The 24,788-nt window shown below is 35.2% G+C and carries 30 protein-coding genes and 2 riboswitches; of the genes, 24 read left to right on the plus strand and 6 right to left on the minus strand.

Going from position 1 to position 24,788, the window contains the following annotated elements:
* A partial coding sequence (locus tag HP569_RS12655) for an IS3 family transposase (RefSeq protein ID WP_182199027.1) occupies positions 1 to 197 on the plus strand: 197 nt, incomplete at its 5' end.
* Between the two features lie 67 nt (positions 198 to 264).
* On the opposite strand, the gene HP569_RS12660 is transcribed toward HP569_RS12655, so the two are convergent.
* The 3 genes from HP569_RS12660 to HP569_RS12670 are packed head-to-tail and all read right to left on the minus strand — an operon-like array spanning position 265 to position 1,369.
* The gene (locus tag HP569_RS12660; RefSeq protein ID WP_182201542.1) at positions 265 to 717 is read right to left on the minus strand and encodes an OsmC family protein; all 453 of its coding nucleotides are present in this window, start codon (positions 715 to 717) and stop codon (positions 265 to 267) included.
* A gap of 44 nt (positions 718 to 761) precedes the next feature.
* Positions 762 to 1,082 carry a spore coat protein gene (locus HP569_RS12665; RefSeq protein ID WP_182201543.1) on the minus strand — a complete coding sequence of 107 codons (321 nt, stop codon included), beginning with the start codon at positions 1,080 to 1,082 and terminating at the stop codon, positions 762 to 764.
* 17 nt (positions 1,083 to 1,099) lie between these two features.
* Positions 1,100 to 1,369 (minus strand): spore coat protein, encoded by a 270-nt coding sequence (locus HP569_RS12670; RefSeq protein ID WP_182201544.1) that lies wholly within the window; start codon positions 1,367 to 1,369, stop codon positions 1,100 to 1,102.
* A gap of 174 nt (positions 1,370 to 1,543) precedes the next feature.
* Here HP569_RS12670 and HP569_RS12675 point away from each other — a divergent pair, with 174 nt between their 5' ends.
* The 4 genes from HP569_RS12675 to HP569_RS12690 all read left to right on the plus strand — a co-directional run bounded on the left by HP569_RS12675 (position 1,544) and on the right by HP569_RS12690 (position 3,106).
* A complete protein-coding gene (locus HP569_RS12675; RefSeq protein ID WP_182201545.1) occupies positions 1,544 to 1,900 on the plus strand; it encodes an arsenate reductase family protein in 357 nt (118 codons plus the stop codon).
* A 46-nt stretch (positions 1,901 to 1,946) separates the two neighbouring features.
* Positions 1,947 to 2,333, plus strand: coding sequence for a glycine cleavage system protein GcvH (gene gcvH, locus HP569_RS12680; RefSeq protein WP_182201546.1), 387 nt, complete (start codon positions 1,947 to 1,949; stop codon positions 2,331 to 2,333).
* A gap of 84 nt (positions 2,334 to 2,417) precedes the next feature.
* On the plus strand, positions 2,418 to 2,780 hold the full coding sequence (locus tag HP569_RS12685; protein WP_182201547.1) for a toprim domain-containing protein: 363 nt from the start codon (positions 2,418 to 2,420) through the stop codon (positions 2,778 to 2,780).
* 11 nt (positions 2,781 to 2,791) lie between these two features.
* Entirely contained in the window at positions 2,792 to 3,106 is a 315-nt protein-coding gene (locus HP569_RS12690; RefSeq protein ID WP_182201548.1) for a thioredoxin family protein, read from the plus strand.
* Here the strand turns inward: HP569_RS12690 and HP569_RS12695 are convergent.
* Positions 3,101 to 3,514 (minus strand): TlpA disulfide reductase family protein, encoded by a 414-nt coding sequence (locus HP569_RS12695; protein WP_246367214.1) that lies wholly within the window; start codon positions 3,512 to 3,514, stop codon positions 3,101 to 3,103. The genes HP569_RS12690 and HP569_RS12695 overlap by 6 nt on opposite strands.
* Positions 3,515 to 3,688: 174 nt before the next feature.
* Positions 3,689 to 3,804: riboswitch (SAM riboswitch) on the plus strand.
* A gap of 106 nt (positions 3,805 to 3,910) precedes the next feature.
* Between HP569_RS12695 and HP569_RS12700 the strand changes: the two genes are divergently transcribed.
* The 15 genes from HP569_RS12700 (at position 3,911) to HP569_RS12770 (ending at position 19,697) form a co-directional block, all read left to right on the plus strand.
* Complete coding sequence (locus HP569_RS12700; protein WP_182201549.1) at positions 3,911 to 4,927, plus strand: methionine ABC transporter ATP-binding protein; 1,017 nt, start codon at positions 3,911 to 3,913, stop codon at positions 4,925 to 4,927.
* A 1-nt stretch (position 4,928) separates the two neighbouring features.
* Complete coding sequence (locus tag HP569_RS12705) at positions 4,929 to 5,597, plus strand: methionine ABC transporter permease (RefSeq protein WP_182201550.1); 669 nt, start codon at positions 4,929 to 4,931, stop codon at positions 5,595 to 5,597.
* Between the two features lie 61 nt (positions 5,598 to 5,658).
* The gene (locus HP569_RS12710) at positions 5,659 to 6,498 is read left to right on the plus strand and encodes a MetQ/NlpA family ABC transporter substrate-binding protein (RefSeq protein WP_182201551.1); all 840 of its coding nucleotides are present in this window, start codon (positions 5,659 to 5,661) and stop codon (positions 6,496 to 6,498) included.
* Between the two features lie 191 nt (positions 6,499 to 6,689).
* On the plus strand, positions 6,690 to 6,875 hold the full coding sequence (locus tag HP569_RS12715) for a YuzK family famiily protein (protein WP_182201599.1): 186 nt from the start codon (positions 6,690 to 6,692) through the stop codon (positions 6,873 to 6,875).
* A gap of 295 nt (positions 6,876 to 7,170) precedes the next feature.
* Positions 7,171 to 7,956, plus strand: coding sequence for a Fe-S cluster assembly ATPase SufC (gene sufC / locus HP569_RS12720; RefSeq protein WP_182201552.1), 786 nt, complete (start codon positions 7,171 to 7,173; stop codon positions 7,954 to 7,956).
* A 22-nt stretch (positions 7,957 to 7,978) separates the two neighbouring features.
* Positions 7,979 to 9,283, plus strand: coding sequence for a Fe-S cluster assembly protein SufD (sufD, locus tag HP569_RS12725; RefSeq protein WP_182201553.1), 1,305 nt, complete (start codon positions 7,979 to 7,981; stop codon positions 9,281 to 9,283).
* The gene (locus tag HP569_RS12730; RefSeq protein WP_182201554.1) at positions 9,283 to 10,503 is read left to right on the plus strand and encodes a cysteine desulfurase; all 1,221 of its coding nucleotides are present in this window, start codon (positions 9,283 to 9,285) and stop codon (positions 10,501 to 10,503) included. The genes sufD and HP569_RS12730 overlap by 1 nt, the downstream gene beginning before the upstream one ends.
* On the plus strand, positions 10,493 to 10,924 hold the full coding sequence (gene sufU, locus HP569_RS12735) for a Fe-S cluster assembly sulfur transfer protein SufU (protein ID WP_182201555.1): 432 nt from the start codon (positions 10,493 to 10,495) through the stop codon (positions 10,922 to 10,924). The genes HP569_RS12730 and sufU overlap by 11 nt, the downstream gene beginning before the upstream one ends.
* A gap of 24 nt (positions 10,925 to 10,948) precedes the next feature.
* Positions 10,949 to 12,346 (plus strand): Fe-S cluster assembly protein SufB, encoded by a 1,398-nt coding sequence (gene sufB / locus HP569_RS12740; protein ID WP_182201556.1) that lies wholly within the window; start codon positions 10,949 to 10,951, stop codon positions 12,344 to 12,346.
* A 162-nt stretch (positions 12,347 to 12,508) separates the two neighbouring features.
* Positions 12,509 to 13,909, plus strand: a complete 1,401-nt coding sequence (locus HP569_RS12745; RefSeq protein ID WP_182201557.1) for a bifunctional metallophosphatase/5'-nucleotidase — start codon at positions 12,509 to 12,511, stop codon at positions 13,907 to 13,909.
* A gap of 100 nt (positions 13,910 to 14,009) precedes the next feature.
* On the plus strand, positions 14,010 to 15,089 hold the full coding sequence (locus tag HP569_RS12750) for an HD-GYP domain-containing protein (RefSeq protein ID WP_182201558.1): 1,080 nt from the start codon (positions 14,010 to 14,012) through the stop codon (positions 15,087 to 15,089).
* A 62-nt stretch (positions 15,090 to 15,151) separates the two neighbouring features.
* Positions 15,152 to 15,937: a sporulation protein YunB gene (yunB, locus tag HP569_RS12755; RefSeq protein WP_246367224.1), complete on the plus strand. Its 786-nt coding sequence runs from the start codon at positions 15,152 to 15,154 to the stop codon at positions 15,935 to 15,937.
* A gap of 55 nt (positions 15,938 to 15,992) precedes the next feature.
* A riboswitch (Lysine riboswitch) is annotated at positions 15,993 to 16,169 on the plus strand.
* A 140-nt stretch (positions 16,170 to 16,309) separates the two neighbouring features.
* Positions 16,310 to 17,866 carry a Na+/H+ antiporter NhaC family protein gene (locus HP569_RS12760; protein WP_182201559.1) on the plus strand — a complete coding sequence of 519 codons (1,557 nt, stop codon included), beginning with the start codon at positions 16,310 to 16,312 and terminating at the stop codon, positions 17,864 to 17,866.
* Positions 17,867 to 18,096: 230 nt separating this feature from the next.
* Positions 18,097 to 19,578 carry a sodium-dependent transporter gene (locus tag HP569_RS12765; RefSeq protein WP_182201560.1) on the plus strand — a complete coding sequence of 494 codons (1,482 nt, stop codon included), beginning with the start codon at positions 18,097 to 18,099 and terminating at the stop codon, positions 19,576 to 19,578.
* 20 nt (positions 19,579 to 19,598) lie between these two features.
* Positions 19,599 to 19,697 (plus strand): MetS family NSS transporter small subunit, encoded by a 99-nt coding sequence (locus tag HP569_RS12770; RefSeq protein ID WP_182201561.1) that lies wholly within the window; start codon positions 19,599 to 19,601, stop codon positions 19,695 to 19,697.
* Positions 19,698 to 19,745: 48 nt separating this feature from the next.
* On the opposite strand, the gene HP569_RS12775 is transcribed toward HP569_RS12770, so the two are convergent.
* Positions 19,746 to 20,708 (minus strand): M23 family metallopeptidase, encoded by a 963-nt coding sequence (locus HP569_RS12775; RefSeq protein ID WP_182201562.1) that lies wholly within the window; start codon positions 20,706 to 20,708, stop codon positions 19,746 to 19,748.
* Positions 20,709 to 20,918: 210 nt separating this feature from the next.
* On the opposite strand from HP569_RS12775, the gene HP569_RS12780 reads away from it, so the two are divergent.
* Both HP569_RS12780 and HP569_RS12785 read left to right on the plus strand, forming a co-directional pair.
* The gene (locus HP569_RS12780; protein WP_182201563.1) at positions 20,919 to 21,194 is read left to right on the plus strand and encodes a YutD family protein; all 276 of its coding nucleotides are present in this window, start codon (positions 20,919 to 20,921) and stop codon (positions 21,192 to 21,194) included.
* Positions 21,195 to 21,266: 72 nt separating this feature from the next.
* Positions 21,267 to 21,719 carry a flavodoxin domain-containing protein gene (locus HP569_RS12785; RefSeq protein ID WP_182201564.1) on the plus strand — a complete coding sequence of 151 codons (453 nt, stop codon included), beginning with the start codon at positions 21,267 to 21,269 and terminating at the stop codon, positions 21,717 to 21,719.
* 44 nt (positions 21,720 to 21,763) lie between these two features.
* Here the strand turns inward: HP569_RS12785 and HP569_RS12790 are convergent, their stop codons facing one another.
* Complete coding sequence (locus tag HP569_RS12790) at positions 21,764 to 22,279, minus strand: phosphatidylglycerophosphatase A family protein (RefSeq protein WP_182201565.1); 516 nt, start codon at positions 22,277 to 22,279, stop codon at positions 21,764 to 21,766.
* 133 nt (positions 22,280 to 22,412) lie between these two features.
* Between HP569_RS12790 and HP569_RS12795 the strand changes: the two genes are divergently transcribed.
* Positions 22,413 to 23,375 carry a protein kinase family protein gene (locus HP569_RS12795; protein ID WP_182201566.1) on the plus strand — a complete coding sequence of 321 codons (963 nt, stop codon included), beginning with the start codon at positions 22,413 to 22,415 and terminating at the stop codon, positions 23,373 to 23,375.
* Positions 23,376 to 23,493: 118 nt separating this feature from the next.
* The gene (locus HP569_RS12800) at positions 23,494 to 24,786 is read left to right on the plus strand and encodes a homoserine dehydrogenase (protein ID WP_182201567.1); all 1,293 of its coding nucleotides are present in this window, start codon (positions 23,494 to 23,496) and stop codon (positions 24,784 to 24,786) included.
* The last annotated feature ends 2 nt before the right edge of the window (positions 24,787 to 24,788 follow it).

The raw sequence follows: 24,788 nt of genomic DNA on the forward strand, positions 1-24,788 counted from the left end.
ATAATTCGCCCATGGAGAACTTTTTTGGTTTACTAAAACAAGAGATGTATTACGGAGAGGCACTGTGCTCGTTTGAAGAATTAAAAAATAAAATTAAGGAACATATCAATTATTATAATAATAAGCGCATAAAGCAAAAATTGGCAGGCATGAGTCCAGTTCAATACCGAATTCACACCAGCCAATTAGCTGCTTAATATAATACTCTAACTTTTTGGGGTCACATCAAAATGTTATTTTGTCCCAGCCTCTTTTTTAAAAAGCTTATTCCTTATCCGTTTCAATCACAATATCATGTAATGACACATTGACTGGATGCATGATTGTATCCGCGACTGGACATGTCTGTTCAATGAATGCAACGAATCCCTCAACTTTTTCTTTTGGTGCATCTGTAACGATATGAAAGGTAAAGCGTATATCAGAATATCCAGGTCGAACATCTGATTTCCCTAAAAAACCATCTGTGTCTAAATCACCTTCCACATCAATCCAAAGATCATCAAAATCAATATCAAATTTCTTAGCGTATACTCGAGCTACTATTGCTTGACAAGCCCCAAGTGCAGATAAGGTCAGTTCGACAGGGTTCATACCTGTGTTTGTTCCGCCTAATTCTTTTGGTTCATCAACGGTAATTTCAAAATTCCGAGATGTTGCTTTGACTTGAACACCTTTTTGTAGTTCTGCTTTCGCATGAAACGTTGTAAATGGCATCTCCAATAAACTCCTTTTGAAAATGAATAAGTGAATCTTTTGTTTTAATGAACTGGAAATTGATTCGTATAACCTGTAAATTGTTGATTCGCTTGTTGTACACTGTTTTGATCGGCTTTATCTAGACTATACCAACCATTTTTGAACATTAAATTATACAAAGTACGTTGCATGTCTTGCGTTTCATTGAAAATTGCTAAGAGATCTTGATAAAGTGCTTGATTACTCGCTTCGTTTAATGCCGTACTATAGGATTGTGTCATATATTTTTCAGTTGACAGCATATCATTAAGAAAGTCACGATCGTTCATTTCAGGCGTTTTTTGTACTTGAGTTTCTGGATTCTGTACTTTTTGTTGATTCATAGAAAAATTCCTCCTATCTATTGCAACATGCCATTTTGTTGGCCGGTTGTATGCTGTAATATTTTTTGATAATGCTTTTGGTGCATTTGACACACTTGCTCTAATACAGTTTTAATTTCAGGTATGTTACATTGGTTTGCAAAAAAGTGTGCCTTTTTCGTTGCATTTAAATTCCATGACATCATGTCCGTTAAATATAAGAGATCTTTTGAACTCACCATTGTTGGCGGTTGTTGCAATATGTGATTTGATTGATTCATTTGACTATTATTCATTTGTTGTTGCATCATGTATCCTCCTTTTAAATAGCTATATGAGTAATTTGCGCTTTTTTCACAATACTATGCATAAAAAACGAGCAAGCAAAATGCTGGTCAAACTCCTGCTGGTTTCTATATACTTAAATATAATATTTGGATTGCAAGTTACATTGTTGTAAAATGAAAAGAGGAGGGATGTTTATGAGTTTAACGTATTATGCTTACCCTAAATGTGGTGCATGTCAAAAGGCTAAAAAGTGGTTAGATGAAAACAATATAGCCTATGAACAAATACATATCGTTGAAAATCCACCAACAAAAGAAGAATTAAAACACTTGATTCAGTTAAGCGGATTACCAATAAAGAAGTTTTTTAATACAAGTGGACAAAAATATCGTGAACTAGGTTTAAAAGATAAACTGCCTCAAGCAACAGATGACGAAAAGTTAACATGGTTAGCATCTGATGGCATGTTAATAAAACGTCCAATCGCTACAGATGGAAAGCAAGTAACGGTAGGTTTTAAAGAAGACGTTTATAAGCAAACATGGCAGTGAATTTTATCATATAAAAAATGATTATACTATTCGAGGAGGCCTACAAATGAGTATTCCAAAAGAGTTACATTATTCAAAAGAACACGAATGGGTTAAGGTAGAGGGAGAAACATTTCGAATTGGCATTACAGCGCACGCACAAGATGAATTGGGTGACATTGTTTTTGTTGAATTACCAGAAGCAGGAGATACAATCCAAGAAAACGAACCTTTTGGTAGTGTAGAGTCAGTAAAGACAGTATCTGAGTTGTATGCACCACTAAGCGGAGAAGTGATTGAGGTTAATGAAGAGTTAGATGACAGCCCTGAATTTGTTAATGAATCACCTTACGAAAAAGCTTGGATGATTGTCGTTAAGCCTAATGATGCAAGTGATATTGAAAAACTTATGACTGCAGATCAATATCAAGCAATGATTGAAGAAGACGAATAAATAAAATCATCCCTTGTTACAATATCAGTGTAGCAAGGGATGTCTTGTTTATTAAAAAAACTATTGTGAAAAAGGTGAGTCGAAATGAACGATTACACATCTGATTTCGAGCGCGTTTTAATTGTTGAAGGACTAACAGATAAACGTCAGATTGAGAAAATCGTGAATGACACGATTACGATCATATGCACCAACGGAACTTTAGGTGTGGAAAAAATGGAGCAGCTCATTTACGATTATCAATTAGATGATTGTGATGTATTCATTTTAGTAGACGAGGATGAATCAGGACATAAGCTACGCAAACAATTAACAGCAGAACTTCCACATGCCGAACAAATTTATATTGATAAAGCATATCGTGAAGTTGCTGCGACACCAGAAGTAGAGCTAGCAACTGCATTAGTGAAAAAGCATATTAACGTGAATCCCATTTATCTTCTTTAAAGGAGTAGTAGATGAAACAAATAACGCAAGAAAATAGTAGTATTTTAAAACAATCACAAAACTTGATCTTTATCCATAGTCCCTTTTGTCGCACATGCCAATTGGCTAAAGATATTCTGTTAAAGATGGAAGAGCAAGCAGGTACATCTCTTTTTTATGAAATGAACGCGGTCTTATTTCCTACATTTATGCAAGCAAAGAAAATTGAAAGTGTTCCAAGCCTCATTATTCAATTGGAAGATGGTAATCACCATGTATTTTATTCGATTAAAGATATTGAGAAAATGGCTGTCATGTGGTCGAAATATCAACATGCCAATTTATAAAAGTTCTCCTATAGCAGTAACGACTTCCATCATTGTACTTTGCTCACCAAATGAGCTGAAAATTTCACCTTGTTGATTGATAATGATAGTAGCTGGCACACCCTCACATCCAAACAGATCATATACCTCTCTACCCCTATCTTTTAAAGTTGGTTGGGTTAGAAACTTATTGCAATAATTCATTCCATCGATTTCATTTCGTTCTCTCCCTGTCACATTTATTGTAACCATCTTGACCTTTTCTACATCCATTGAACGATATAATTGCTCTTTTTTGGGAAGGTCAGCACTACAATCTGGACACCAAGATACCCAGAAAGTTAAAACAACAATTTTTCCTTTATAGTCTGCTAGTTGAAAATCACCTGATTGATTCATATATGGTAATGTGAAATTAACGGATTGCAATGTTGTACCCCTTTCGAATGGATTGTAATTCTGTCTATGCATATCATAACAGTCTTTTATTTTATTCAACTATTGTAAAGCATTCCTATATAGATGCTCAACTAAAAAAACAATTGACAGACTATTCGTATCATGCTAACATGGCTATTAATTAAAAAATAATAAATATTGAATCTCTTATCGAGAGAGGTGGAGGGACTGGCCCGATGAAGCCCGGCAACCGTTAAACAATTATTTGTTTAAAATGGTGCCAATTCCTGCAAAGTGATGAATGCTTTGACGGATGAGAGAACAGATAAATAATAGACTAAGTGTCTTTTCTGTTCTCAACAACAGAAAGACACTTTTTTCGTTATAAAACAAAATTTGGATGATAAAAAAGAAAGTAGGAGTAAAATGATTACAATTAAACAGCTTTCAAAAGTGTTCCAAACAAATAGCACAGAGATTCAGGCTGTTAATGCACTTGATTTATCAATTGATAAGGGTGAAATATTTGGTGTTATTGGTTATAGCGGAGCAGGGAAAAGTACTTTCGTCCGTTTGATCAACCGACTGGAGGAGCCAACGTCCGGACAGGTCACAATTGATAATCAAGAGATTACAAGTTTGTCAAAGAAAGATTTACGACTATCAAGACAAGAGATTGGAATGATTTTTCAGCATTTTAATTTATTGTGGTCACGAACAGTAAGAGAAAATATTATGTTCCCATTAGAAATTGCAGGTTTATCAAAACAGGAACGATTAAAACGAGCAGATGAATTAATTGGGTTAGTTGGTTTAGCTGGTCGCGAGGATGCTTACCCTTCTCAATTAAGTGGTGGACAAAAGCAACGTGTCGGGATTGCTAGAGCACTAGCTAATAACCCGAAGGTGCTGTTATGTGATGAAGCAACATCCGCCCTTGATCCTGAAACAACTGATTCCATTTTGTCACTACTTGTTGATATTAACGAAAAGTTAGGTTTGACAATTATTTTAATCACACACGAAATGCACGTCATTCAGAAAATTTGTCATCGTGTTGCAGTGATGGAAGATGGTTCTGTTGTGGAAAAAGGAAATGTCATGGATGTATTTTCTCATCCACAACAACCTGTTACCAAAAAATTTGTTGAGCAAGTAATGGGTAAACCAGATGATGAGTTAGCCGATGAATCCATTTTAAATCAAATCGATCAAGGCAAGCTCTTGCGTTTGCATTTCGTTGGCGAAACAGCAAGTCAAACAACGATTAGTCAAGTTGCAAAAAAATTCGATGTTGATTTAAATATTTTACATGGAAATGTGAAGCAAACACAGTCCGGTGCATATGGCACATTGTTTGTTCAAATAACAGGTGATGATAAGGAAATAGGAGAAGCGATTAGCTTTATTACTTCCACATCTGTACAAGTGGAGGTGAAGTAACATGATGAGTCAACTTTTTCCTAATGTTATATGGTCAGATATGGTTGTAGCAATGATTGAGACATTTTATATGACCTTACTAGCGTTACTCGGCACATTTATTTTTGGGATTATGTTAGGGTTGCTACTTTATTTAACTTCACCAGGTGGGGTTTGGCAAAATAAAATAATTAACCTGATTGTAGCTACAATTGTTAACGTGTTTCGCGCCATTCCTTTTGTAATCTTAATTTTGTTATTGTTCCCATTCACAGATTTTCTTATTGGAACATTACGGGGACCAAATGCAGCTCTGCCTGCACTTATTATCGGTTCTGCACCTTTCTATGCTAGATTAGTAGAAATTGGATTGCGTGAAGTGGATAAAGGGGTTATTGAAGCTGCTAAATCAATGGGGGCAAAAACATCCACGATCATTTTTAAAGTATTATTAAAAGAATCTACACCAGCGCTGGTTTCTGGATTAACTGTAACAGCAATTGCATTGATCGGCTATACAGCAGTAGCTGGAATCATCGGTGCAGGTGGTTTAGGTGATTACGCCTATTACTATGGTTTCCAACGTCGGTCATATGATGTTGTATTTATGTGTACGATATTAATCGTTATTATCGTGTTTATTTTCCAATTCATTGGGGATGCTTTAACAAATAAGCTAGACAAAAGATGATTTTAATCTTGTTTTATACAAGAAAAAAATAAAAAATAAGAAGCTAAAGGGGAGAATTGAAATGAGAAAGGTATTACTATTATTGTTTGTTGGTTTGTTCGCATTAGTTTTAGCTGCATGTAGTTCAGAAGACGAAAAACAAAGTGCTGAGGGTGGCGATGAAACGACGGCAATTAAAGTCGGTGCAACAAGTATTCCTCATGCTGAAGTGTTGGAACAAGCAAAGCCGCTTTTAAAAGAAAAAGGCATTGAATTAGAAATAGCAGAATACCAAGATTATATTTTGCCAAATGAAGATCTATCAAATGGTGAATTAGATGCCAATTATTTTCAACATATTCCTTATTTTGAATCACAAGTTGCTGATTTTGATTATGATTTTGTTAACCTTGGTGGTATTCATATTGAACCGATGGCTGTTTATTCTAAGAGCATTAATTCAGTAGATGATATTCCAGAAGGTACAGAAGTTATTATTAGCCGTTCTGTTCCTGATCACGGACGTATTTTAGCATTATTTGAAGCAGAAGGATTAATTAAATTAGATGAAAGTGTAAATAAAGCAAGTGCAACAGTAGAAGATATTGTGGAAAACCCATTAGATTTAACATTCTCACCTGATGTGGATGCTGCTGTTTTACCAGAAATGTATGAAAGAGAAGAAGATGCGCTAGTAGCAATTAATACAAACTATGCGATCGAAGCTGGACTTTCTCCTGTTGATGATTCTTTATTTGTAGAAGGATCTGAATCACCATACGTAAATATTATTGCAGTACGCGCCGAAGATGAAAACAATGAAGCATTACTCGCTTTAGTAGAAGTATTACAAACAGAAGAAATTAAGAATTTTATTAATGAAACATATAGTGGAGAAGTTGTTCCAGTTGATGCTAAATAAACAGAAGTAAAGCAATTGCTATAAAATGATAGAGATATTGATGTATGATAGCTCTGTTCCAGTTATATTATCTTAATGCGTCTATGTCAGTTTAAATGCTTTTGAATGTTTACTCAGCTCCTTTGTTCCATTTTTTTATAAGTGTTAAAATTATATTGTCAAATCAAGAAAGGAAGGGTTCATTTTAAACCATGGACAATTTAGCTTTAAATTACACACTTGAAATGGAAAAAGCAATGCAACAAAATCACGGAGTTGGATATGCTGAATATGGGCGTAATTTAGAAAAAAGATTAGAGATCGAACGTAAAAGAGAAAAAAGCCATAGAAAAGGCTTGAAAATAGTTGCAGAAATGGAGCAACAAACACATCGTTAATAAATATATCTATCAATAACATTTCCCTCGTAACAATAACGTTACGAGGGATTTTTCACAAGAATTTTAGTAAATGGAATAAACTTCATTGATCTATCAAGGTATGAAAGTGGCTAAGTATGCTATGTTAGCAATAATAATTATTTTATAAACTAATAAGTTTGTAAACCAGCTTGAAGAATGGCTGAAATTGTTGATTATAGATTCGAAATAGTATAAGATTGTAATGAGAATAAACTGATAATGACTAGGATATTTATTCAGTTCCTATAAATTAAATGTTGGAGGTATCGATATGTCTGGATCAACTTTAGAAATTAAGGATCTTCATGTTGAAATTGAAGGTCAGGAAATATTAAAAGGTGTAAACCTAACAATTACAGGTGGAGAATTCCACGCTGTCATGGGACCAAACGGAACAGGTAAATCAACGTTGGCTTCTGCAATTATGGGCCATCCGAAATACGAAGTGACAAGCGGAAGTATTTTGCTAGATGGAGAAGACGTTTTAGAAATGGAAGTAGATGAACGTGCTAAAGCTGGATTGTTTTTAGCAATGCAATACCCAAGTGAAATTAGTGGAGTAACAACTTCTGATTTCTTACGTTCTTCCATTAATGCACGTCGTGAAGAAGGCGATGAAATCCCATTGATGAAATTCATTAAAGAAATGGACCAAGCAATGGATTATTTAGAAATTGATAAAAATATGGCACAACGTTATTTAAATGAAGGATTCTCTGGCGGTGAGAAAAAACGTAATGAAATTCTTCAATTAATGCTACTTAAGCCTGCCATTGGAATTCTAGATGAAATTGACTCTGGATTAGATATTGACGCATTGAAAGTTGTATCTAAAGGAATCAATAAACTACGTGATGAGTCATTCGGTTGCTTAATTATCACGCACTATCAGCGTTTATTAGATTACATTACACCTGACTATGTACATGTCATGATGCAAGGACGTGTTGTGAAATCTGGTGGTCCAGAATTAGCTGAGCGCCTAGAGGCTGAAGGGTATGACTGGATTAAGCAAGAACTTGGTATTGAAGAAGAAACTGTAGGAAATAACGCATAATAGTACAGTAAGGAGGGATTAGATGGCTGTGCAAACAAAATTACCTTATGATAAAGATTATATTAAAGGTTTCTCAGCAAAACATAATGAACCGGAATGGATGCATTCATTACGTCAACAAGCTTTAGAGCAAGCGGATGTATTAGAGATGCCGAAACCGGATAAAACAAATATTACAAAATGGAATTTCTCTACATTTGAACATGATGCAGATGGAGAAGTGATTGATTCTCTGCAAGATTTGCCAAATGATATTAAAGTGTTTGTCGATACAGAAAAAGACAATAATATTGTAATTTTGCGAAATCAAACAACAGCTTATCAACGCCTTTCACAAGATTTAGTAGATAAAGGTGTTATTCTTACTGATATTTTTTCTGCGACAGAAAAGTATCCTGATCTTGTTCAACGATATTATATGAAAGATGCTGTATCATTTGATGAGCACCGTTTAACTGCACTACACGCTGCATTAATGAATGGCGGTGTGTTTGTATATGTCCCTAAGAATGTAGTGATTGAAGAACCACTTCAAGCAATCTTTTGGCAAGAAGACGATAAATTAGGGTTATTTAATCATGTGATCGTTGTTGCGGAAGAAAATAGCTCTTTAACATATGTGGAGAACTATATTTCACGCAATAAAGACGAACGAACTGTTGCTAATATTGTAGCGGAAGTTATTGCGCACGATAATGCTTCTATTTCTTTCGGTTCAGTAGATAACTTCGCGCAAGGAACGACGGTTTACATGAATCGTCGTGGTGTGGCTTATCGAGATGCGAATATTGAGTGGGCATTAGGTCAAATGAATGACGGTAATACTGTTTCTGAAAATATTACACACTTAATTGGAGATCATTCTTCTTCCTATGCCAAAGCAGTGTCAGTTGGACGTGGTGATCAGACACAAAACTTTACTGCTAAAATTGTAAACTATGGAAAACAATCTAATGGACTTATTCTACAGCATGGTGTAATGAAGGATAGCGCTTCTGCTATTTTCAATGGTATTGGTAAAATTGAACATGGTGGTACAAAAGCAAATGCTGAACAAGAATCTCGTGTACTAATGTTAAGTAAAAATGCGCGTGGAGATGCAAACCCTATCTTACTTATTGATGAGGATGATGTAACTGCCGGACACGCTGCTTCTGTAGGCAGAGTTGATCCACTTCAGTTGTATTACTTAATGAGTAGAGGAATCTCTCAACAAGAAGCAGAGCGTTTAATTATACATGGTTTCTTAGCACCTGTTGTTAATGCAATTCCAATTAAATCTGTACGTGAACAGCTTACAGAAGTGATCGAGGGGAAAGTTTACTAATGGATGTAAAAGCAATCCGTTCTCAATTCCCTATCTTAAATCAAGAGATAAATGGGAGATCTTTAGTTTATTTAGATTCTGCAGCTACGTCACAAAAGCCTAGTTCAGTGATTGAAGCGATAAACTCTTATTATCAATTAAATAATTCGAATGTACATCGTGGTGTTCATACTTTAGGATCACGTGCAACGGATCAGTATGAAGGGGCAAGAGAGAAAGTTCGAGCATTCATTCATGCCCGTTCTACAGAAGAAGTTATCTTCACTCGAGGTACGACTACTGCTATTAATACGGTAGCTTATAGTTTTGGTAATAGGAACCTTTCTCCTGGTGATGAAATTGTTTTAACACCAATGGAGCATCATAGCAATATCATACCGTGGCAGCAAGTTGCCAAAGTAACTGGTGCAACATTAAAGTACATTCCTTTACAATCCGATGGAACAGTAACATTAGAAGATGTTAAGGAAACAATTACAACGAATACAAAAATTGTTGCAATGACTCATGTTTCGAATGTGTTAGGTACAATTAATCCAATCAAAGAAGTCGCAGACATTGCCCACGAGAATGGAGCAATTATTGTTGTTGATGGTGCGCAAGCTATTCCTCATATGGCAGTAGATGTGCAAGCATTAAATTGTGATTTTTATGCTTTTTCTGGACATAAAATGTGTGGACCTACTGGAATAGGTGTCCTTTATGGAAAAAAAGCACTATTGGAAGAGATGGAACCAGTTGAATTCGGTGGTGAAATGATTGACTTCGTTGATTTATACGATTCAACTTGGAAAGAGCTACCATGGAAATTCGAAGGTGGTACACCAATTATAGCTGGTGCTATTGGCTTAGGAGCTGCCATAGATTTTCTTAATACAATTGGTATGGATAACATAACAAAACATGAAACAGAACTAGTTACGTATGCAATGCAGCAATTAAAAACAATAAATGGTATAGAAATATACGGTCCTGAAAATCGTGCAGGGTTAATCACTTTTAATTTAGTGGATGTACATCCTCATGATACTGCAACGGTTCTAGATGCTGAGGGTGTGGCAGTTCGAGCCGGCCATCATTGTGCACAACCACTAATGAAATGGTTAGACGTTACTGCAACAGCGAGAGCTAGTTTCTATTTGTATAATACAAAAGATGATCTCGATCGATTTATATCATCTTTACAAAGAGCAAAGGAGTTTTTTGGTGATGTCTTTTGATAATTTAGATACGTTATATAGACAGGTAATTATGGATCACTACAAAAATCCACGCAACCGCGGCTCTTTTGATCAAGAATCTCTAACAATTGATATGAATAATCCAACTTGTGGGGATCGCATTCAGATACATCTATTAGTGGAAGATGACATTGTAAAAGACGCTAAGTTTGAAGGAGAAGGTTGTTCCATTAGCTTGTCATCCGCATCTATGATGACACAAGCAATAAAGGGTAAAACAACCCAAGAAGCGTTAAATATGTCTAAAGCTTTCTCTGAAATGATGTTAGGAAATGATGTGGACACAGAAGATATGGATTTAGGAGATATAGAGGCGTTACAAGGTGTAGCGAAATTTCCTGCAAGAATTAAATGTGCGACTTTATCTTGGAAAGCAATGGAAAAAGGGATAGATAAATAATTAAAACAATAGGAGGGATAGGATATGGCTAAAAAGGCACCTGAGGTTGGAGAATATAAATATGGCTTCCATGATCGTGACGTTTCTGTTTTTCGTACAGAAAAAGGCCTAACAAAAAAAGTGGTAGAAGAAATTTCACGAATGAAAGAAGAGCCACAGTGGATGCTTGATTATCGCTTGAAAGCATTGGAACAGTTTTATAAACAACCAATGCCACAGTGGGGTGGCGATCTTTCCGAATTAGATTTTGATGAAATCACTTATTACGTGAAGCCATCAGAACGTTCTGAGCGTTCATGGGATGAAGTGCCAGATGAAATTAAACAAACATTTGATAAATTAGGAATACCAGAAGCAGAACAAAAATATCTAGCTGGTGTTTCTGCGCAATATGAATCAGAAGTAGTTTATCATAACCTAAAAGAAGATTTAGAAGAGCTAGGCATTGTCTTTAAAGATACAGATACTGCACTTAAAGAAAATGAAGATTTATTTAAACAATATTTTGGGAAAGTTATTCCATCATCAGATAATAAATTTTCAGCATTAAATTCTGCCGTTTGGTCTGGCGGATCATTCATCTATGTTCCAAAGGGTGTAAAAACAGATACACCGTTACAAGCATATTTCCGAATTAACTCAGAGAATATGGGTCAGTTTGAGCGTACATTGATTATTGTTGATGAAGGCGCGTCTGTCCACTATGTTGAGGGTTGTACTGCTCCAACTTATACAACAAATTCACTGCACAGTGCGGTTGTAGAGATTTTTGTTAAGAAGGATGCATATTGTCGTTATACTACAATTCAAAACTGGGCGAACAATGTGTATAACCTGGTAACAAAACGTGCAACTTGTGATGCCAATGCAACAATGGAATGGATTGATGGTAACATCGGTTCTAAGCTAACAATGAAGTACCCTTCCGTTATTCTAAAAGGGGAAGGCGCAAGAGGAATGACTTTATCGATTGCATTAGCAGGGAAAGGTCAACACCAAGATGCAGGCGCTAAAATGTATCACTTAGCACCGAATACTTCTTCAACGATTGTTTCTAAATCCATCTCTAAACATGGTGGTAAAGTAACTTATCGTGGTATTGTTCACTTTGGTCGTAAAGCGGATGGAGCACGTTCCAATATAGAATGTGACACATTAATCATGGATAATAAGTCTACTTCAGATACGATACCTTACAATGAAATTTATAACGAAAATATTTCATTAGAGCACGAAGCTAAGGTATCCAAAGTATCAGAAGAGCAATTGTTCTATTTAATGAGTCGCGGAATTTCTGAAGAAGAAGCAACTGAAATGATTGTAATGGGCTTTATTGAACCATTTACAAAAGAGCTTCCAATGGAATACGCAGTAGAAATGAACCGTCTCATTTCATTCGAGATGGAAGGTTCTATTGGTTAATATAATACAATCTGAAATGGAGTCCGATAACTATCGGGCTCTTTTCTTTAAAGTGGCCAACAGGCTATAATACTTTTAAAAGTATGTCTATTAAAATATACTGAGAAGTAGCGCATATCAGTAATTAAGAAACAATGGAACCGGTTAAAGGGGTATAAATAAATGGAAGAAAAGTTATTTTTGTATTATACAAGTGATTTACATAGTCATTTTAAAAATTGGCCCAAAATTGTTTCTTTCATAAAGGAAAAGCGGGAACAACACTTAAAAGACAAACAGCAGATGCTCTTATTAGATAATGGAGATCATATGGATCGCGTGCATCCGATGTCTGAGGCATTATTAGGGAAAGGGAATGTCTCTTTATTAAATCAAGCAAATTATGATGTTGCTACATTAGGAAACAATGAGGGAATTACATTAAACCATGATAGCTTGCATCAATTATATGATGATGCTGATTTTTCAGTTGTTTGTGCAAATTTACATAGTAGTGATGGAAATAATCCGAGTTGGCTTCAGGAAACTACTTACAAAAGAACAGATTCAGGTTTAACGATAGGCATCATCGGTCTTACAGCACCTTTTTATGCTTTCTATGAACCACTTCAATGGACAATAGAAGACCCTTATGAGGCCTTAGATCGAGAAATAGAACAATTACAGCAACATGCAGATATCATCGTTTTATTATCTCATCTTGGGATAAATGATGATGAACAAATTGCAAAGAAATATCCAATGATCGATGTGATTGTAGGTGGACATACCCATCATTTATTTCGAAATGGGCATGAAATCAATCAATCTATCTTAACTGCGGCGGGAAAGTTTGGTTACTTTGTTGGAGAAGTAATTCTAACATGGGATCATGATAATAAAAAATTAATTAAAAAACAAGCGTATGCAACACAAATTGACCATTTGTCAGATAATAAGGAATCAGCGCAATTAATCCACGATCAAATATATAAATCCAATCAGTTGTTGGACGATCCGATAACCAAGCTACATCAATCGCTCAAAGTCGATTGGTTTCAAGTTACTCCAATTTTACAGCGTTTAACAGATACCTTATTAGCATGGACAAATGCTGATTTCGCTATGTTAAATGCAGGATTATTGCTAGAAACATTACCAATTGGTGACGTAAACTATGCTGATGTTCATAGGATTTGCCCACACCCGATTAATCCTTGTGTTGTTCAATTGACTGGTAGAGAATTAACGGAAGTCATTCGCGGTGTTTTAACGAAAAGATTCATGGAATTGAAAGTTGAAGGATACGGCTTTCGGGGTGAAGTGATTGGGAAGATGGCTTTTGCAGGGTTAAACATCGATACCCAGATAGATAAACAAGGAAATGAAGTGTTAAAAAAAGTAACCTGTAATCAAAATCCATTAGATATGAATAAGACTTATAACTTAGCATTAGCAGATATGTTTACATTTGGTCAATTGTTACCAGAAGTCGCTCGCTCATCTTCAAAAACATTTTTTGTACCTGAGTTTATTCGGGATTTACTTGCACACACTTTAAAAAAATGTGACAAAAATGATTAAAAAGTCACAGATTATCTAAAAAAATGTAGATAATTGTGTAAAAATTTGATACTATTTGTGGTAGTTAAGTTAGATTATTGCTTTTAGTTAGGAGAACGTTATGAGATTAGTTGCTACGAGGTCCATTAAAGAAGGTTCAGAATTAGCTAAACCAATATTTAATGATAAAGGCAAAGTGTTGATCCAAAAGAATGTCCAATTAACACGGGGCATGATTTATCGTTTGCGAGAACTAGGGGTTACCTATGTATATATAAAAGATGAGATGACAGAAGATATTTTAGTCCCCTCACCTATTTCAGAAGAATTACGCATTGAGGCTGTCCAATCAGTGAAACAATCGTTTGCAACTTATCAAAATAGCAAAACAGGAAATAAGTTGCACTTAATCGACAAAACGAATGAGAACATGTCAAAAGTGGTCGATTCTATGATTCATCAATTAAGAGACGATCAAGAAGTTTTAACAGTAATGTCCGATATTTTAATTAGTGATGATTACGTATTTACCCATTCTGTTAACGTGACAATGTATGCTCTAGCGCTTGCAACAGAATTAAAGCTACCTCCTAAACAGATTCACCAACTGGGGTTAGGTGCAATGCTCCATGATGTTGGAAAGATGTTTATTTCTGAAGAGATATTAAATAAAACGGGTAAATTAAATAATGAAGAATTTGAGATAATTAAATCACATACGGAAAAGGGGTTTAATTATTTAAGACAATCAACGGCTTTGCCATTATTAATTGCCCATTGTGCTTATCAGCATCATGAACGTTTAGACGGTTCAGGCTATCCAAGAGGAATCAAAGAAAAAGACATTCATCCATTCGGTAAGATATTAGCGGTGGCTGATGTATTTGATGCTGTAACTAGTAATCGCGTTTATCGTGATGCAATGCTTCCACATGAAGGGCTAGAGATATTGTATGCAGGAAGCGGTTCCTTATATGATCAGAAAATTGTTCGTACGTTTAAAAACGCAATTGCTGTTTTTCCTAATGGTTCAACGATTCGTTTAAATGATAATCGTGTCGCAATTGTTGTGAAACAAAATCATCTTATGTACGAAAGACCAATCGTTCGTGTAATTAAAGAGCAAGATAGGAATATTCCGCCTTATGATATAGATTTATCAAAGGAACTTAATCTAACAGTTATCGATTACGCTATCTAAATATAACAGATACATGTCTACCTCTCTAATACAGTGCATATGCTCTGATAGGGGGGATTTTTGTGTGGAAAAAAACTCGAATAAAACGTCATCGAAAGCCACCTGCTATTCGTCATTTATTTTTTTTAACCGCAATTCTATTCGTGATTATGACATTAATTAGCTTAGTTATTGTAAATAAAGGGATTAAACCAGTTTTATTAGATATTGCTGAAACAAAAAATAAACAATATGCGAATATGGCAATGGGGATTGCAGTGAATAAAAAATTAAATGAAGATTTACAAGTAGAAGATTTAATTGAATTCCAATATGGGAATGATGGGCAGGTAGTTAGTTACAGAATAAACGCAGCTATGGAAAATCGTGTACAACGTAATATTCAATATCGTGTAGAGAACTTTATTCATCAGCTAGAGCAAGGTGTCGTACCTGATACAAGTGCACCATTAGATGTGGATATTGAACAACAAGAACGACCAAATTCAGAAACAATCCAACAAAAATCAAATTTGATAGAAATTCCCCTCGGTCAAATATTGAATCTTCCTTTGTTAGCAAATTTAGGGCCTAAAATACCTGTTAATCTTGAATTAGTTGGTTATGTTAGTACAGAAGTAGAGACAAAGGTAACTGGAGTGAAGATAAATAGTATTCATATAGAACCTACCGTACATATTGAAGTAGAAATACGAACCATCATTCCGTTTGGTACAAAAACAGCGCATATAAAACAAGAAATACCAATTGGGAGTGGGGGATATAATGGCGAGGTACCTCAATTTTACAATAATAATGGAAACCTTGAAGATCCAAATTTATCTATCCCAATACAACCCTTGCAATAATCATGCTATATTGGTAAACTATTGAGGGAAAAAAGAATTAAGAACCTTATCGGATCGATGAGATAGAGGCGCAATGTAAAATGAGTAAACTATTGGAGTTGACAACGAAGAAGATAGTTGAAAGGGGTATGTTGCCGAAGTGGGTTAAAGCAGTTGTCAATGCTACCTTACTGGTATATTTTTGAATAAGGAATATACTGTCATGTCTTTCACGTGATGAGCTGTTGATCGAATCAAGGATAATTTATTTAGCTTTAGTATGTTATAAATTATGCAAAAAACAGTAATAGGTTTATTTCTAATACTGTTTTTTTTTATGTCCAAAAACAGTAAAAGGGTAGATTCTTTAATTAATTTTTAGGAGGTAATGGTGTGGAGGGAACAATCTATTCACTAATCCCTGCTGTTTTAATGCTTGTGCTTGTACTTTTAACGAGAAAAATTTTGTTATCATTAGGTACTGGTATTATTGTAGGGGCCCTTTTATTGCATCAATTCGATATAATAGCTAGCTTAGAACAAATTTGGCTAGTTTTTCGTGATATCTTTTATGTTGTTGATGAAGGATGGAATCTAGGTAATTTATATTTACTTATCTTTTTATTGTTGTTAGGTATTACCACTGCATTTATGACGGCATCAGGTGGTAGTAAGGCATTTGGAGAATGGGCAATCCGTCGTGTGAAAACTAGAAGAGGTGCGCAATTAATTCCATCTGTATTAGGAATTTTAATCTTTATTGACGACTATTTTAATAGTTTAGCTGTAGGTCAGGTAGCACGTCCAGTAACCGATCGATTTAAAGTATCTCGAGCAAAACTGGCATACATCATTGATTCAACCTCTGCTCCTATTACGGTTATTACACCAATATCGAGCTGGGGAGCATATATTATTGGTACATTGGGCTCTATTTTCGCGGCGGCTGGGATAACTGCATATCAACCACTTGAAGCATTTATTCGAATGATTCCGCTAAACTTCTATGCTTTCGCTGCAATCATATCTGTTTTTATTGTAGCACTGTTTAACTTAAACTTTGGTTTAATGCGCAAACACGAGAGAAGAGCTATGGAAACTGGAGAACTATTTGATAAGACAAAAGGAAATATTAGTGGTGACTTAAAGACTAAATTAACACCACATATGAACGGGAAGATGCGTCATCTATTACTTCCTATTGGTATTTTAGTAACCATTACAGTTGTTTTTATGTTGATAACCGGGTATATGGCTACTGAAGGTGAAGCAACTATTTTCACTTTATTTGCAAATACTGATGTAAACTTGTCCTTATTTGCAGGAGGATTAGCCGCTGTATTTACATCGTTAATACAAAGCTTAATCCAAGGTAATTCTAAATCTAAAACTACTTTAATTTTTATAGAAGGTATTAAATCGATGTTACCAGCTATTTATATTCTCATTCTTGCATGGATGATTGGTTCAATTATTGACTTAATTGGTACTGGTGCTTATCTAGCTGAAGTAGTCGAGCAGTTATCTTTCAATACGGATTATTTAACCATATTATTATTTCTTGTTGCTGGTTTTATGGCTTTATCTACAGGAACATCCTGGGGAACATTTGGTATCATGTTACCAATAGCGGCTCAAATTGCGATCACGTATGATGTGAATTTAGTTTTACCGTCCATGGCTGCTGTATTAGCAGGTTCCGTGTTTGGTGATCATTGCTCACCCATTTCTGATACGTCAATTCTTTCATCAACAGGAGCAGGCTCTAACCACATTGATCACGTATTAACACAAATACCGTATGCTTTTCTTAGCGCTATAGCTGCTGGAGTAGGGTATCTTGTATATGGATTAACACAACAAACGTTTATTGCGCTGCTAGCCACTATAGTTGTTATTGTCCTTCTTTTGTTTATACTGGGATCAATAGTTAATAAGAAACGAACATAATAAAAGGGTTGTCCGAATGTATCATTAGGGCAACTTTTTTTAATTTTATTAAATTCATATCCACAAAATAGTCATAATTATCTCTTTGACATGTGTAGGTAGTCTAGTTATAATCAATAAATATCAGAAAAAAATAAAAATTGAAAACATTCCACATTTTTTTATGACTTTATTTATTATCTGAAAATTTTATTAATTTGGAATGTTGTAGTAGAAAAGGGGAGTTATACATGGAAAATCGTTCACAATGGGGAACGCGCTTAGGTTTCTTACTTGCAGCGATGGGATCGGCAATTGGACTAGGGAATATTTGGCGATTTCCAGCTACTGCTTATGAAAATGGTGGAGGTGCATTTTTCTTACCATATCTATTCGCTTTATTAACAGCTGGAATTCCACTTCTAATTATGGAGTACACAATAGGACATAAATATCGAAGTTCAGCACCACGCGCATTTAGCCGAATAAGTAAAGGGATGGAATGGATTGGATGGTGGCAAGTTGCAATTTCTTTTGTCATTTCAACCTATTATCCAATTATTGTTGCTTGGGCAGCGATGTACGCTTATTTTTCTTTCAGCCAAAGCTGGGGAGATGATCCTACAGCATTTTTTGTTGGTGATTTTTTACAAGTTTCTGAAGCTGGAACATTTGGGTCTATGGTTCCGTCAGTCTTATTTCCACTACTAGCAATTTGGGTGGTTGTTTTTGTCATCCTTGGACTTGGAGTGAAAAAAGGAATTGAAGCAGCAAATAAAATTTTTATCCCATTATTAGCAATTATATTTATTATTATTGTTATACGAGCAGTTACACTTCCAGGAGCATTAGAAGGTTTAGATGCATTCTTTGCACCGGATTGGTCTTCTATTATGGATGGCTCCGTTTGGGTAGCGGCTTATGGGCAAATTTTTTACAGTTTGTCGATTGCATTTGCTATTATGATTACTTACTCATCTTATTTACCTAAAAAATCAGATGTTACAAATAATGCTTTTATAACTGGTTTGGCGAATTCATCTTTTGAGTTACTTGCTGGTATTGGTGTATTCGCAGCCTTAGGATTCATGGCTTCACAAACAGATCAGGCGATTGCTGATGTTGCTACATCGGGTGTAGGTCTTGCATTTATGGTCTTTCCTGAAATCATAAGTCAAATGCCTGCTTCTGAACTGTTTGGTGTACTGTTCTTTGCTTCTTTACTATTAGCAGGATTATCCTCATTAATTTCTATTTCAGAAACATATATTGCAGGTATTCAAGAGAAATTTAATGTATCTCGTGGTGTGGCTGTTACAGTCGGTGGAGGACTGGCTGCTGTTATATCCTTGTTTTATGCAAATCAAGGTGGTTTGAATTTATTAGATACAGTAGACTACTTCATCAATAACTATGGGGTTGCTTTAGCTGGTTTGTTTGAAGTTGTAGCTATTGCGTGGTTTGCTCGCTCTCTAAAAGATTTACAAAGCTATGCAAATGGTGTTTCAGATATAAAGTTGGGAGCTTGGTGGAGATTTTGTCTTGGCGTCATTACACCGGTTGTCTTAGGTTTTATGATGTTACAAAACTTAAGTACAGATTTAGAAGTCAATTACGGAGGTTACCCGTATGATTTTATATTTAGCTATGGTTGGCTAGTCGCTTTAGGCGCAATATTCTTAGGCCCACTATTGACAACTAAAAAATGGCCAAACAAACAAGACAATAAGTAAATGAAAGGTGTGAAAGTTATATGTCAAGTTCAGCAATTGCGATGTTTGTCATAGGTGCGGTTATCATTTGGGGAGGATTAGCTGCTAGTATTACCTATGCATTTATTAAATCAAAATAAATAAAGGGGTGGAAACAATGTTAAGAAAATACTTTGTCCCACCCTTTCTTATTTACTTTTAGCTTGTCTTTCCCATCTTTTTAAGTAAGGATATGGATCAAAAGACCACTCGCTATACCCGTTATCTTTATACATTCCGTAATGTAGATGTGGAGGGAATTTTCCTGAAGTACCAGGTGGTCCATAGCCTGATGAACCTACCGAACCTATTACATCTCCTGGCTTGATTACATCACCTACAGATAATCCTTCTGTAAAACCATTCAAGTGTGCATAATAGTGATAGGTGTTATAGATATCTCGAATTCCAATTCGCCAACCACCAAATCGATTCCAACCGACAATTTCAACTACACCATATCGACTGGCTTTAACTGGTGTACCGTAACTAGCGAAAATATCTGTTCCTTCATGAATTCTTCTACCACCAAAACCTCTTGCATCTCCCCAGGTGCTTCGATAAGTATAGTTATATTGAAAAGGAATTGGAAAATCGCTTTCTTCCAGATTGATTGTATCAAATGTTTTATACACAGTAGCAATCTGTTCTATAGATTTGACAGAAAGTGCCCGGTTATAATAATTCCATAATGCAATTTTAATATCTTGTTCAGCTATTCCGTAATTTGTTATCCAGTGAGCCATGCTATAAAGGACATCTTCATCATTTGTAATTTCTGCAAGTCCATCACCGTTACCATCTAGGCCAATCCCATCACTAATTTGTATGATTTCAGTTTGTGTTAGGTGATCAGGATTAGTAACACCAAACCAAAGTGGTTCAGAAATATCAATCGAGATTAATCTACTTTCATCCTTCTCTTTTTTGATATTTGATTCGTATTGATCAATTGCTGCTAAGTAATACCACGGGACATGTGTTAATGCTTCCATCTTTTTAAATATAGCTAATCTATCAGTATTCTCTTCCGGTTCTTTTTCATTAGCTATTGCCTGGGAAATAAAATAAGGAAAGATGATGCAAAATATAAGTATGATTTTTTTGGACATATTATTGGCCCCCTTTCTCCAATATCATATTAGTTAGTATGTACAAGAATAGGAAAACAACAAATGTTAAAAAAAACCAGAAAGGCAATTGAAATGATTATAATAACTTTAGGTATTTATATAGTCTTGACGATATAAATTATGATAAACTAAATGAACACATGTATTTATCATTTGCTCATTTGATGTTTTAAAGGAGAAGAGTAGTATATGATTGAAGTGCAAGGAAGAACATACGAAATAATTGAAGAGAGTAAATCAGGTTTTGATGAAAAGGCGTTTGAAGAAAGATATAGTGATATCTTAACAAAGTATGACTTTATTGTTGGAGATTGGGGCTATGAACAGCTTCGATTAAAAGGCTTTTATGATGATCAAAATCCGAAAGCCACTTTTGATACAAAATTTAGTACAGCAGATGACTATTTGTATGAATACTGTAATTTTGGCTGTGCATACTTTATTGTAAAACGCATCGATAAATAGTCGGTGTGTTTTAAATTCACAATAAATTATTTTGTGAGGAGAATGTTTACAAGATAGAAGGAGTGACTCAATATGAAAAGCATAACCATTTTATATGCAAGCATGACAGGGAATACAGAAGAAATAGCTGAAATCATTGAGTCATATATCGAGAAACAAGGAATAGAGGTAAAGCGATATCAAATTGGCTTTGATGGATTTGAAATAGATCAGTTATTTGATACAGATGGTGTGTTAATTGGTACGTATACAGATGGGGATGGAGATCTTCCATTCGAGGCGGAAGATATATATGATGCCATAGAACAAGTAGATTTAAAGGGGATTCCATTTGGGCTGTTTGGTTCTTGTGACTCCATGTACACATTCTATGGAGGTGCGATAGATTCATTTGAAACATTAGTGAAAGAGCGTGGCGCTAATGTCGTAGTTCCTACATTAAAAATTGAACTCTATCCAGAAATAGAAGATATAAAAACGTGTGAAACGTTTGCACAAGCATTTATTGAAAATAGTACCAAATAGAAAGAAACAGGTTGATTAAAAACATAACCTGTTTCTTTCTTCTTCTATTCCTCGTCTAAATCTTCATCTTCTGCAACGCTATGTGCCAGACGGCTTGATGCTGCAGCAGCGATAGCTCCTACGATATCATCTAAGAAAGTATGACACTGTCCAGTTGATTTATCGTTTAATTTTTCTAAAATACCTGGTTTTTGCTTATCAATATAACCATAATTAGTAAATCCAATTGAACCATATACATTAACAATAGAAAAAGCAATGATCTCATCTACTCCATATAAGCTTTCATCTACCTCGATCGTTTCTTGTAATGGGGAAGCAAGTTGTTTCTTTTCAGCGAGTACATCTAATTGTATTCCAGTCAAAATCGCATTTTGTACTTCTCGCTTACCTAACACTTTTTCTACATTATACATACAGCTTTCCATTGTTAAATGGTCATGGTATTTACTTTGTAGATAATATACGAGCTCACCAATATCCTTAATTGTTACACCGCGTTCAATCAGCCAATCTCTAGCCTTTTGTTCTAGTTCCGTTCTTGTTCTCTCTTTTGCCATCTACTTATCCCACCATTCATTTACAAACATTTTATTATTACTATACCCTTATACAGCTCATTCAAACGAATAGAAACGGTTCTTTTCTAAAGAGTAGATACGTAAAGTATACCATCAGAAAGGAGCGTATGTAATGGATATTATACATCAATACGTGCCATATTTTAATGGAAAGCTAGTGAATATTGGAAATCGTGAGGCTTATTATGTTGAAGGAAATTATTATTTCATTGTTCCAACAGCTGAAACGGAGCATGTCCATATGGAGCAGGAATGGCTTGCTAATCATTTGATCGATCAGGATTATTTACGAGTCGCCAAAACAATAAAGAATATACATGGAACATATATTACAGAAGAAAATGGTCAACATTATATTGCATTACAAGCAATGAAGTATCCTTATGAATTACTAGACACACCGATTAGATTGGCTACATTTCATTCTATAGGTAAGAGTTATTCATATTCACCAAGCTATGCAACTGCTTATGGAGAGTGGCAGAACTTATGGGAGAAAAAAATGATGTTATATGAAGCGTATTATCAATCACAATTACAAGCTCGACCTGTCACGCGATATCAGCGATTACTTATTGATACATTTCCATATATGATAGGATTAACAGAAAATGCGATTCAGTATTTAAATGAATCGAATCAAGAAACAAGGTTTACTTTATTCGATCAAGGGTGTATTACATTTAAACGTTACACAGATCAATTGGATCAGCCATTTATATTTTCTAATCAATTTATATATGATCATCCAGTGAGAGATATAGCAGAACATATACGACCATATTTTTTGAAAGAAGATGGCCATAAACAAGTAGCGCTTTTTCTTGAAAAGTATGAGCAGATAGCTCCTTTATCTATTTTTAGCTGGCGCTTGTTATATGCTCGTCTGATCCTACCTATTCATCTGTTGGACTTTATTGACAGAGCAGTAGGCGAACCAAATAACGAGGGAATATTTGAAGAATACCGAAAATTATTAGACGATCAACATAACTATGAAGCACACCTTAAATCATTTTTTCAAGATAATCGAATCGACCCGTTTAAGAATCAAATCTATGAGTTAGATTGGTAATCTTATTTTTTCAGAAATTTTAGGTAATTGGTTCTTGAATAAATGGATCAAGGAAGGTATAATGTCCACTATAGATAAACAAATGTGTTTTTAAAGTGAACAGGGGGAGGCGTTCTTTGTGGAAAAAATTCATGTCGGTTTATGTGGTCTAGGAACAGTTGGAACGGGTGTAGTTAAAATCCTACAAGACCATAAAGAACATATTAAACATAAGCTTGGTTGTGAAATAGAGATTACTAAAGTACTTGTGAACAATATGGAGAAGAAACGAGATGTTGTGATTAAACGAGATTGGCTAACTAGTGATCCAGCCGAACTTGTTGATGACGAAGCGATTGATGTCATTATTGAAGTCATGGGTGGAATTGAAGATACCAATAAATTATTAGAGCGAGCATTAGAGAATAAAAAGCATATTGTCACAGCAAATAAAGATTTGATGGCTGTACACGGACAAAAGTTGTTACGCTTAGCAAAGAAGAATAACTGCGATATCCTTTATGATGCAAGTGTAGCTGGTGGGATTCCTATTCTTCGCTCCTTATCAGATGGTTTGGCATCTGACCATATTCAAAAAATAATGGGTATTGTCAATGGAACAACAAACTATATGATGACAAAAATGGCTGATGAAGGACTCGCGTATGAGGAAGTATTAAAGGAAGCGCAAGATTTAGGTTTTGCAGAAGCCGATCCAACCGCTGATGTAGATGGGTTAGATGCTGCAAGAAAAATGACATTGCTTGCTAATTTAGCTTTTAAAATGGAGCTTCATTTAGAAGATGTCGATGTTTCGGGTATACGAAACATTACACAAGAAGACATTAGTTTCGCGGATAGCCTTGGTTATACGATTAAATTAATCGGAATTGCTTCAATGAATCATGGAAAGGCAGAGGTGACAGTAGAACCAACTTTATTACCTAAAGATCACCCACTAGCACTTGTGAAAAATGAATTTAATGCAGTATATGTGTATGGTGAAGCAGTTGGCGAAACAATGTTTTATGGACCAGGAGCAGGAAGCTTACCTACAGCAACAGCAGTAGTATCAGATTTAATGGAAGTAGTGAAAAACATCCGCTTAGGTATTAGTGGGAGTGCCCATATAGATCCGCAATTTGATCGTCAATTAAAAGAAGATAAAGAAAAATATTCGCGACATTTTATTCGCTTAGATGTAGATGATCAGGCTGGTGCATTCCAAGAAATCACGAATATTTTCTCTGAGCATGAAGTTAGTTTCGCTAAAATACTTCAATTACCAGGGGATCAAGAGAAAACTGCTGAAATAGTAATGGTTACGCACAAGATTAGTAGAGAGCAATTATTAATGAGTATGGCAAAATTAGAAGGCTTAGGTGTCGTTAAACGTTTAATTAGCCATTATCGAGTAGACGGGGAGGAATAAGA

The organism is Paraliobacillus salinarum, from assembly GCF_014083865.1.
Classification (GTDB): Bacteria; Bacillota; Bacilli; order Bacillales; family Amphibacillaceae; genus Paraliobacillus; species Paraliobacillus salinarum.

What these genes read in the sequence shown, in the direction of transcription:
- HP569_RS12660 (WP_182201542.1), bottom strand. Translation starts at nt 717, where the DNA reads ATGCCATTTACAACGTTTCATGCGAAAGCAGAACTACAAAAAGGTGTT.
- HP569_RS12665 (WP_182201543.1), bottom strand. Translation starts at nt 1,082, where the DNA reads ATGAATCAACAAAAAGTACAGAATCCAGAAACTCAAGTACAAAAAACG.
- HP569_RS12670 (WP_182201544.1), bottom strand. Translation starts at nt 1,369, where the DNA reads ATGCAACAACAAATGAATAATAGTCAAATGAATCAATCAAATCACATA.
- HP569_RS12675 (WP_182201545.1), top strand. Translation starts at nt 1,544, where the DNA reads ATGAGTTTAACGTATTATGCTTACCCTAAATGTGGTGCATGTCAAAAG.
- gcvH (WP_182201546.1), top strand. Translation starts at nt 1,947, where the DNA reads ATGAGTATTCCAAAAGAGTTACATTATTCAAAAGAACACGAATGGGTT.
- HP569_RS12685 (WP_182201547.1), top strand. Translation starts at nt 2,418, where the DNA reads ATGAACGATTACACATCTGATTTCGAGCGCGTTTTAATTGTTGAAGGA.
- HP569_RS12690 (WP_182201548.1), top strand. Translation starts at nt 2,792, where the DNA reads ATGAAACAAATAACGCAAGAAAATAGTAGTATTTTAAAACAATCACAA.
- HP569_RS12700 (WP_182201549.1), top strand. Translation starts at nt 3,911, where the DNA reads ATGATTACAATTAAACAGCTTTCAAAAGTGTTCCAAACAAATAGCACA.
- HP569_RS12705 (WP_182201550.1), top strand. Translation starts at nt 4,929, where the DNA reads ATGATGAGTCAACTTTTTCCTAATGTTATATGGTCAGATATGGTTGTA.
- HP569_RS12710 (WP_182201551.1), top strand. Translation starts at nt 5,659, where the DNA reads ATGAGAAAGGTATTACTATTATTGTTTGTTGGTTTGTTCGCATTAGTT.
- HP569_RS12715 (WP_182201599.1), top strand. Translation starts at nt 6,690, where the DNA reads ATGGACAATTTAGCTTTAAATTACACACTTGAAATGGAAAAAGCAATG.
- sufC (WP_182201552.1), top strand. Translation starts at nt 7,171, where the DNA reads ATGTCTGGATCAACTTTAGAAATTAAGGATCTTCATGTTGAAATTGAA.
- sufD (WP_182201553.1), top strand. Translation starts at nt 7,979, where the DNA reads ATGGCTGTGCAAACAAAATTACCTTATGATAAAGATTATATTAAAGGT.
- HP569_RS12730 (WP_182201554.1), top strand. Translation starts at nt 9,283, where the DNA reads ATGGATGTAAAAGCAATCCGTTCTCAATTCCCTATCTTAAATCAAGAG.
- sufU (WP_182201555.1), top strand. Translation starts at nt 10,493, where the DNA reads ATGTCTTTTGATAATTTAGATACGTTATATAGACAGGTAATTATGGAT.
- sufB (WP_182201556.1), top strand. Translation starts at nt 10,949, where the DNA reads ATGGCTAAAAAGGCACCTGAGGTTGGAGAATATAAATATGGCTTCCAT.
- HP569_RS12745 (WP_182201557.1), top strand. Translation starts at nt 12,509, where the DNA reads ATGGAAGAAAAGTTATTTTTGTATTATACAAGTGATTTACATAGTCAT.
- HP569_RS12750 (WP_182201558.1), top strand. Translation starts at nt 14,010, where the DNA reads ATGAGATTAGTTGCTACGAGGTCCATTAAAGAAGGTTCAGAATTAGCT.
- HP569_RS12765 (WP_182201560.1), top strand. Translation starts at nt 18,097, where the DNA reads ATGGAAAATCGTTCACAATGGGGAACGCGCTTAGGTTTCTTACTTGCA.
- HP569_RS12770 (WP_182201561.1), top strand. Translation starts at nt 19,599, where the DNA reads ATGTCAAGTTCAGCAATTGCGATGTTTGTCATAGGTGCGGTTATCATT.
- HP569_RS12775 (WP_182201562.1), bottom strand. Translation starts at nt 20,708, where the DNA reads ATGTCCAAAAAAATCATACTTATATTTTGCATCATCTTTCCTTATTTT.
- HP569_RS12780 (WP_182201563.1), top strand. Translation starts at nt 20,919, where the DNA reads ATGATTGAAGTGCAAGGAAGAACATACGAAATAATTGAAGAGAGTAAA.
- HP569_RS12785 (WP_182201564.1), top strand. Translation starts at nt 21,267, where the DNA reads ATGAAAAGCATAACCATTTTATATGCAAGCATGACAGGGAATACAGAA.
- HP569_RS12790 (WP_182201565.1), bottom strand. Translation starts at nt 22,279, where the DNA reads ATGGCAAAAGAGAGAACAAGAACGGAACTAGAACAAAAGGCTAGAGAT.
- HP569_RS12795 (WP_182201566.1), top strand. Translation starts at nt 22,413, where the DNA reads ATGGATATTATACATCAATACGTGCCATATTTTAATGGAAAGCTAGTG.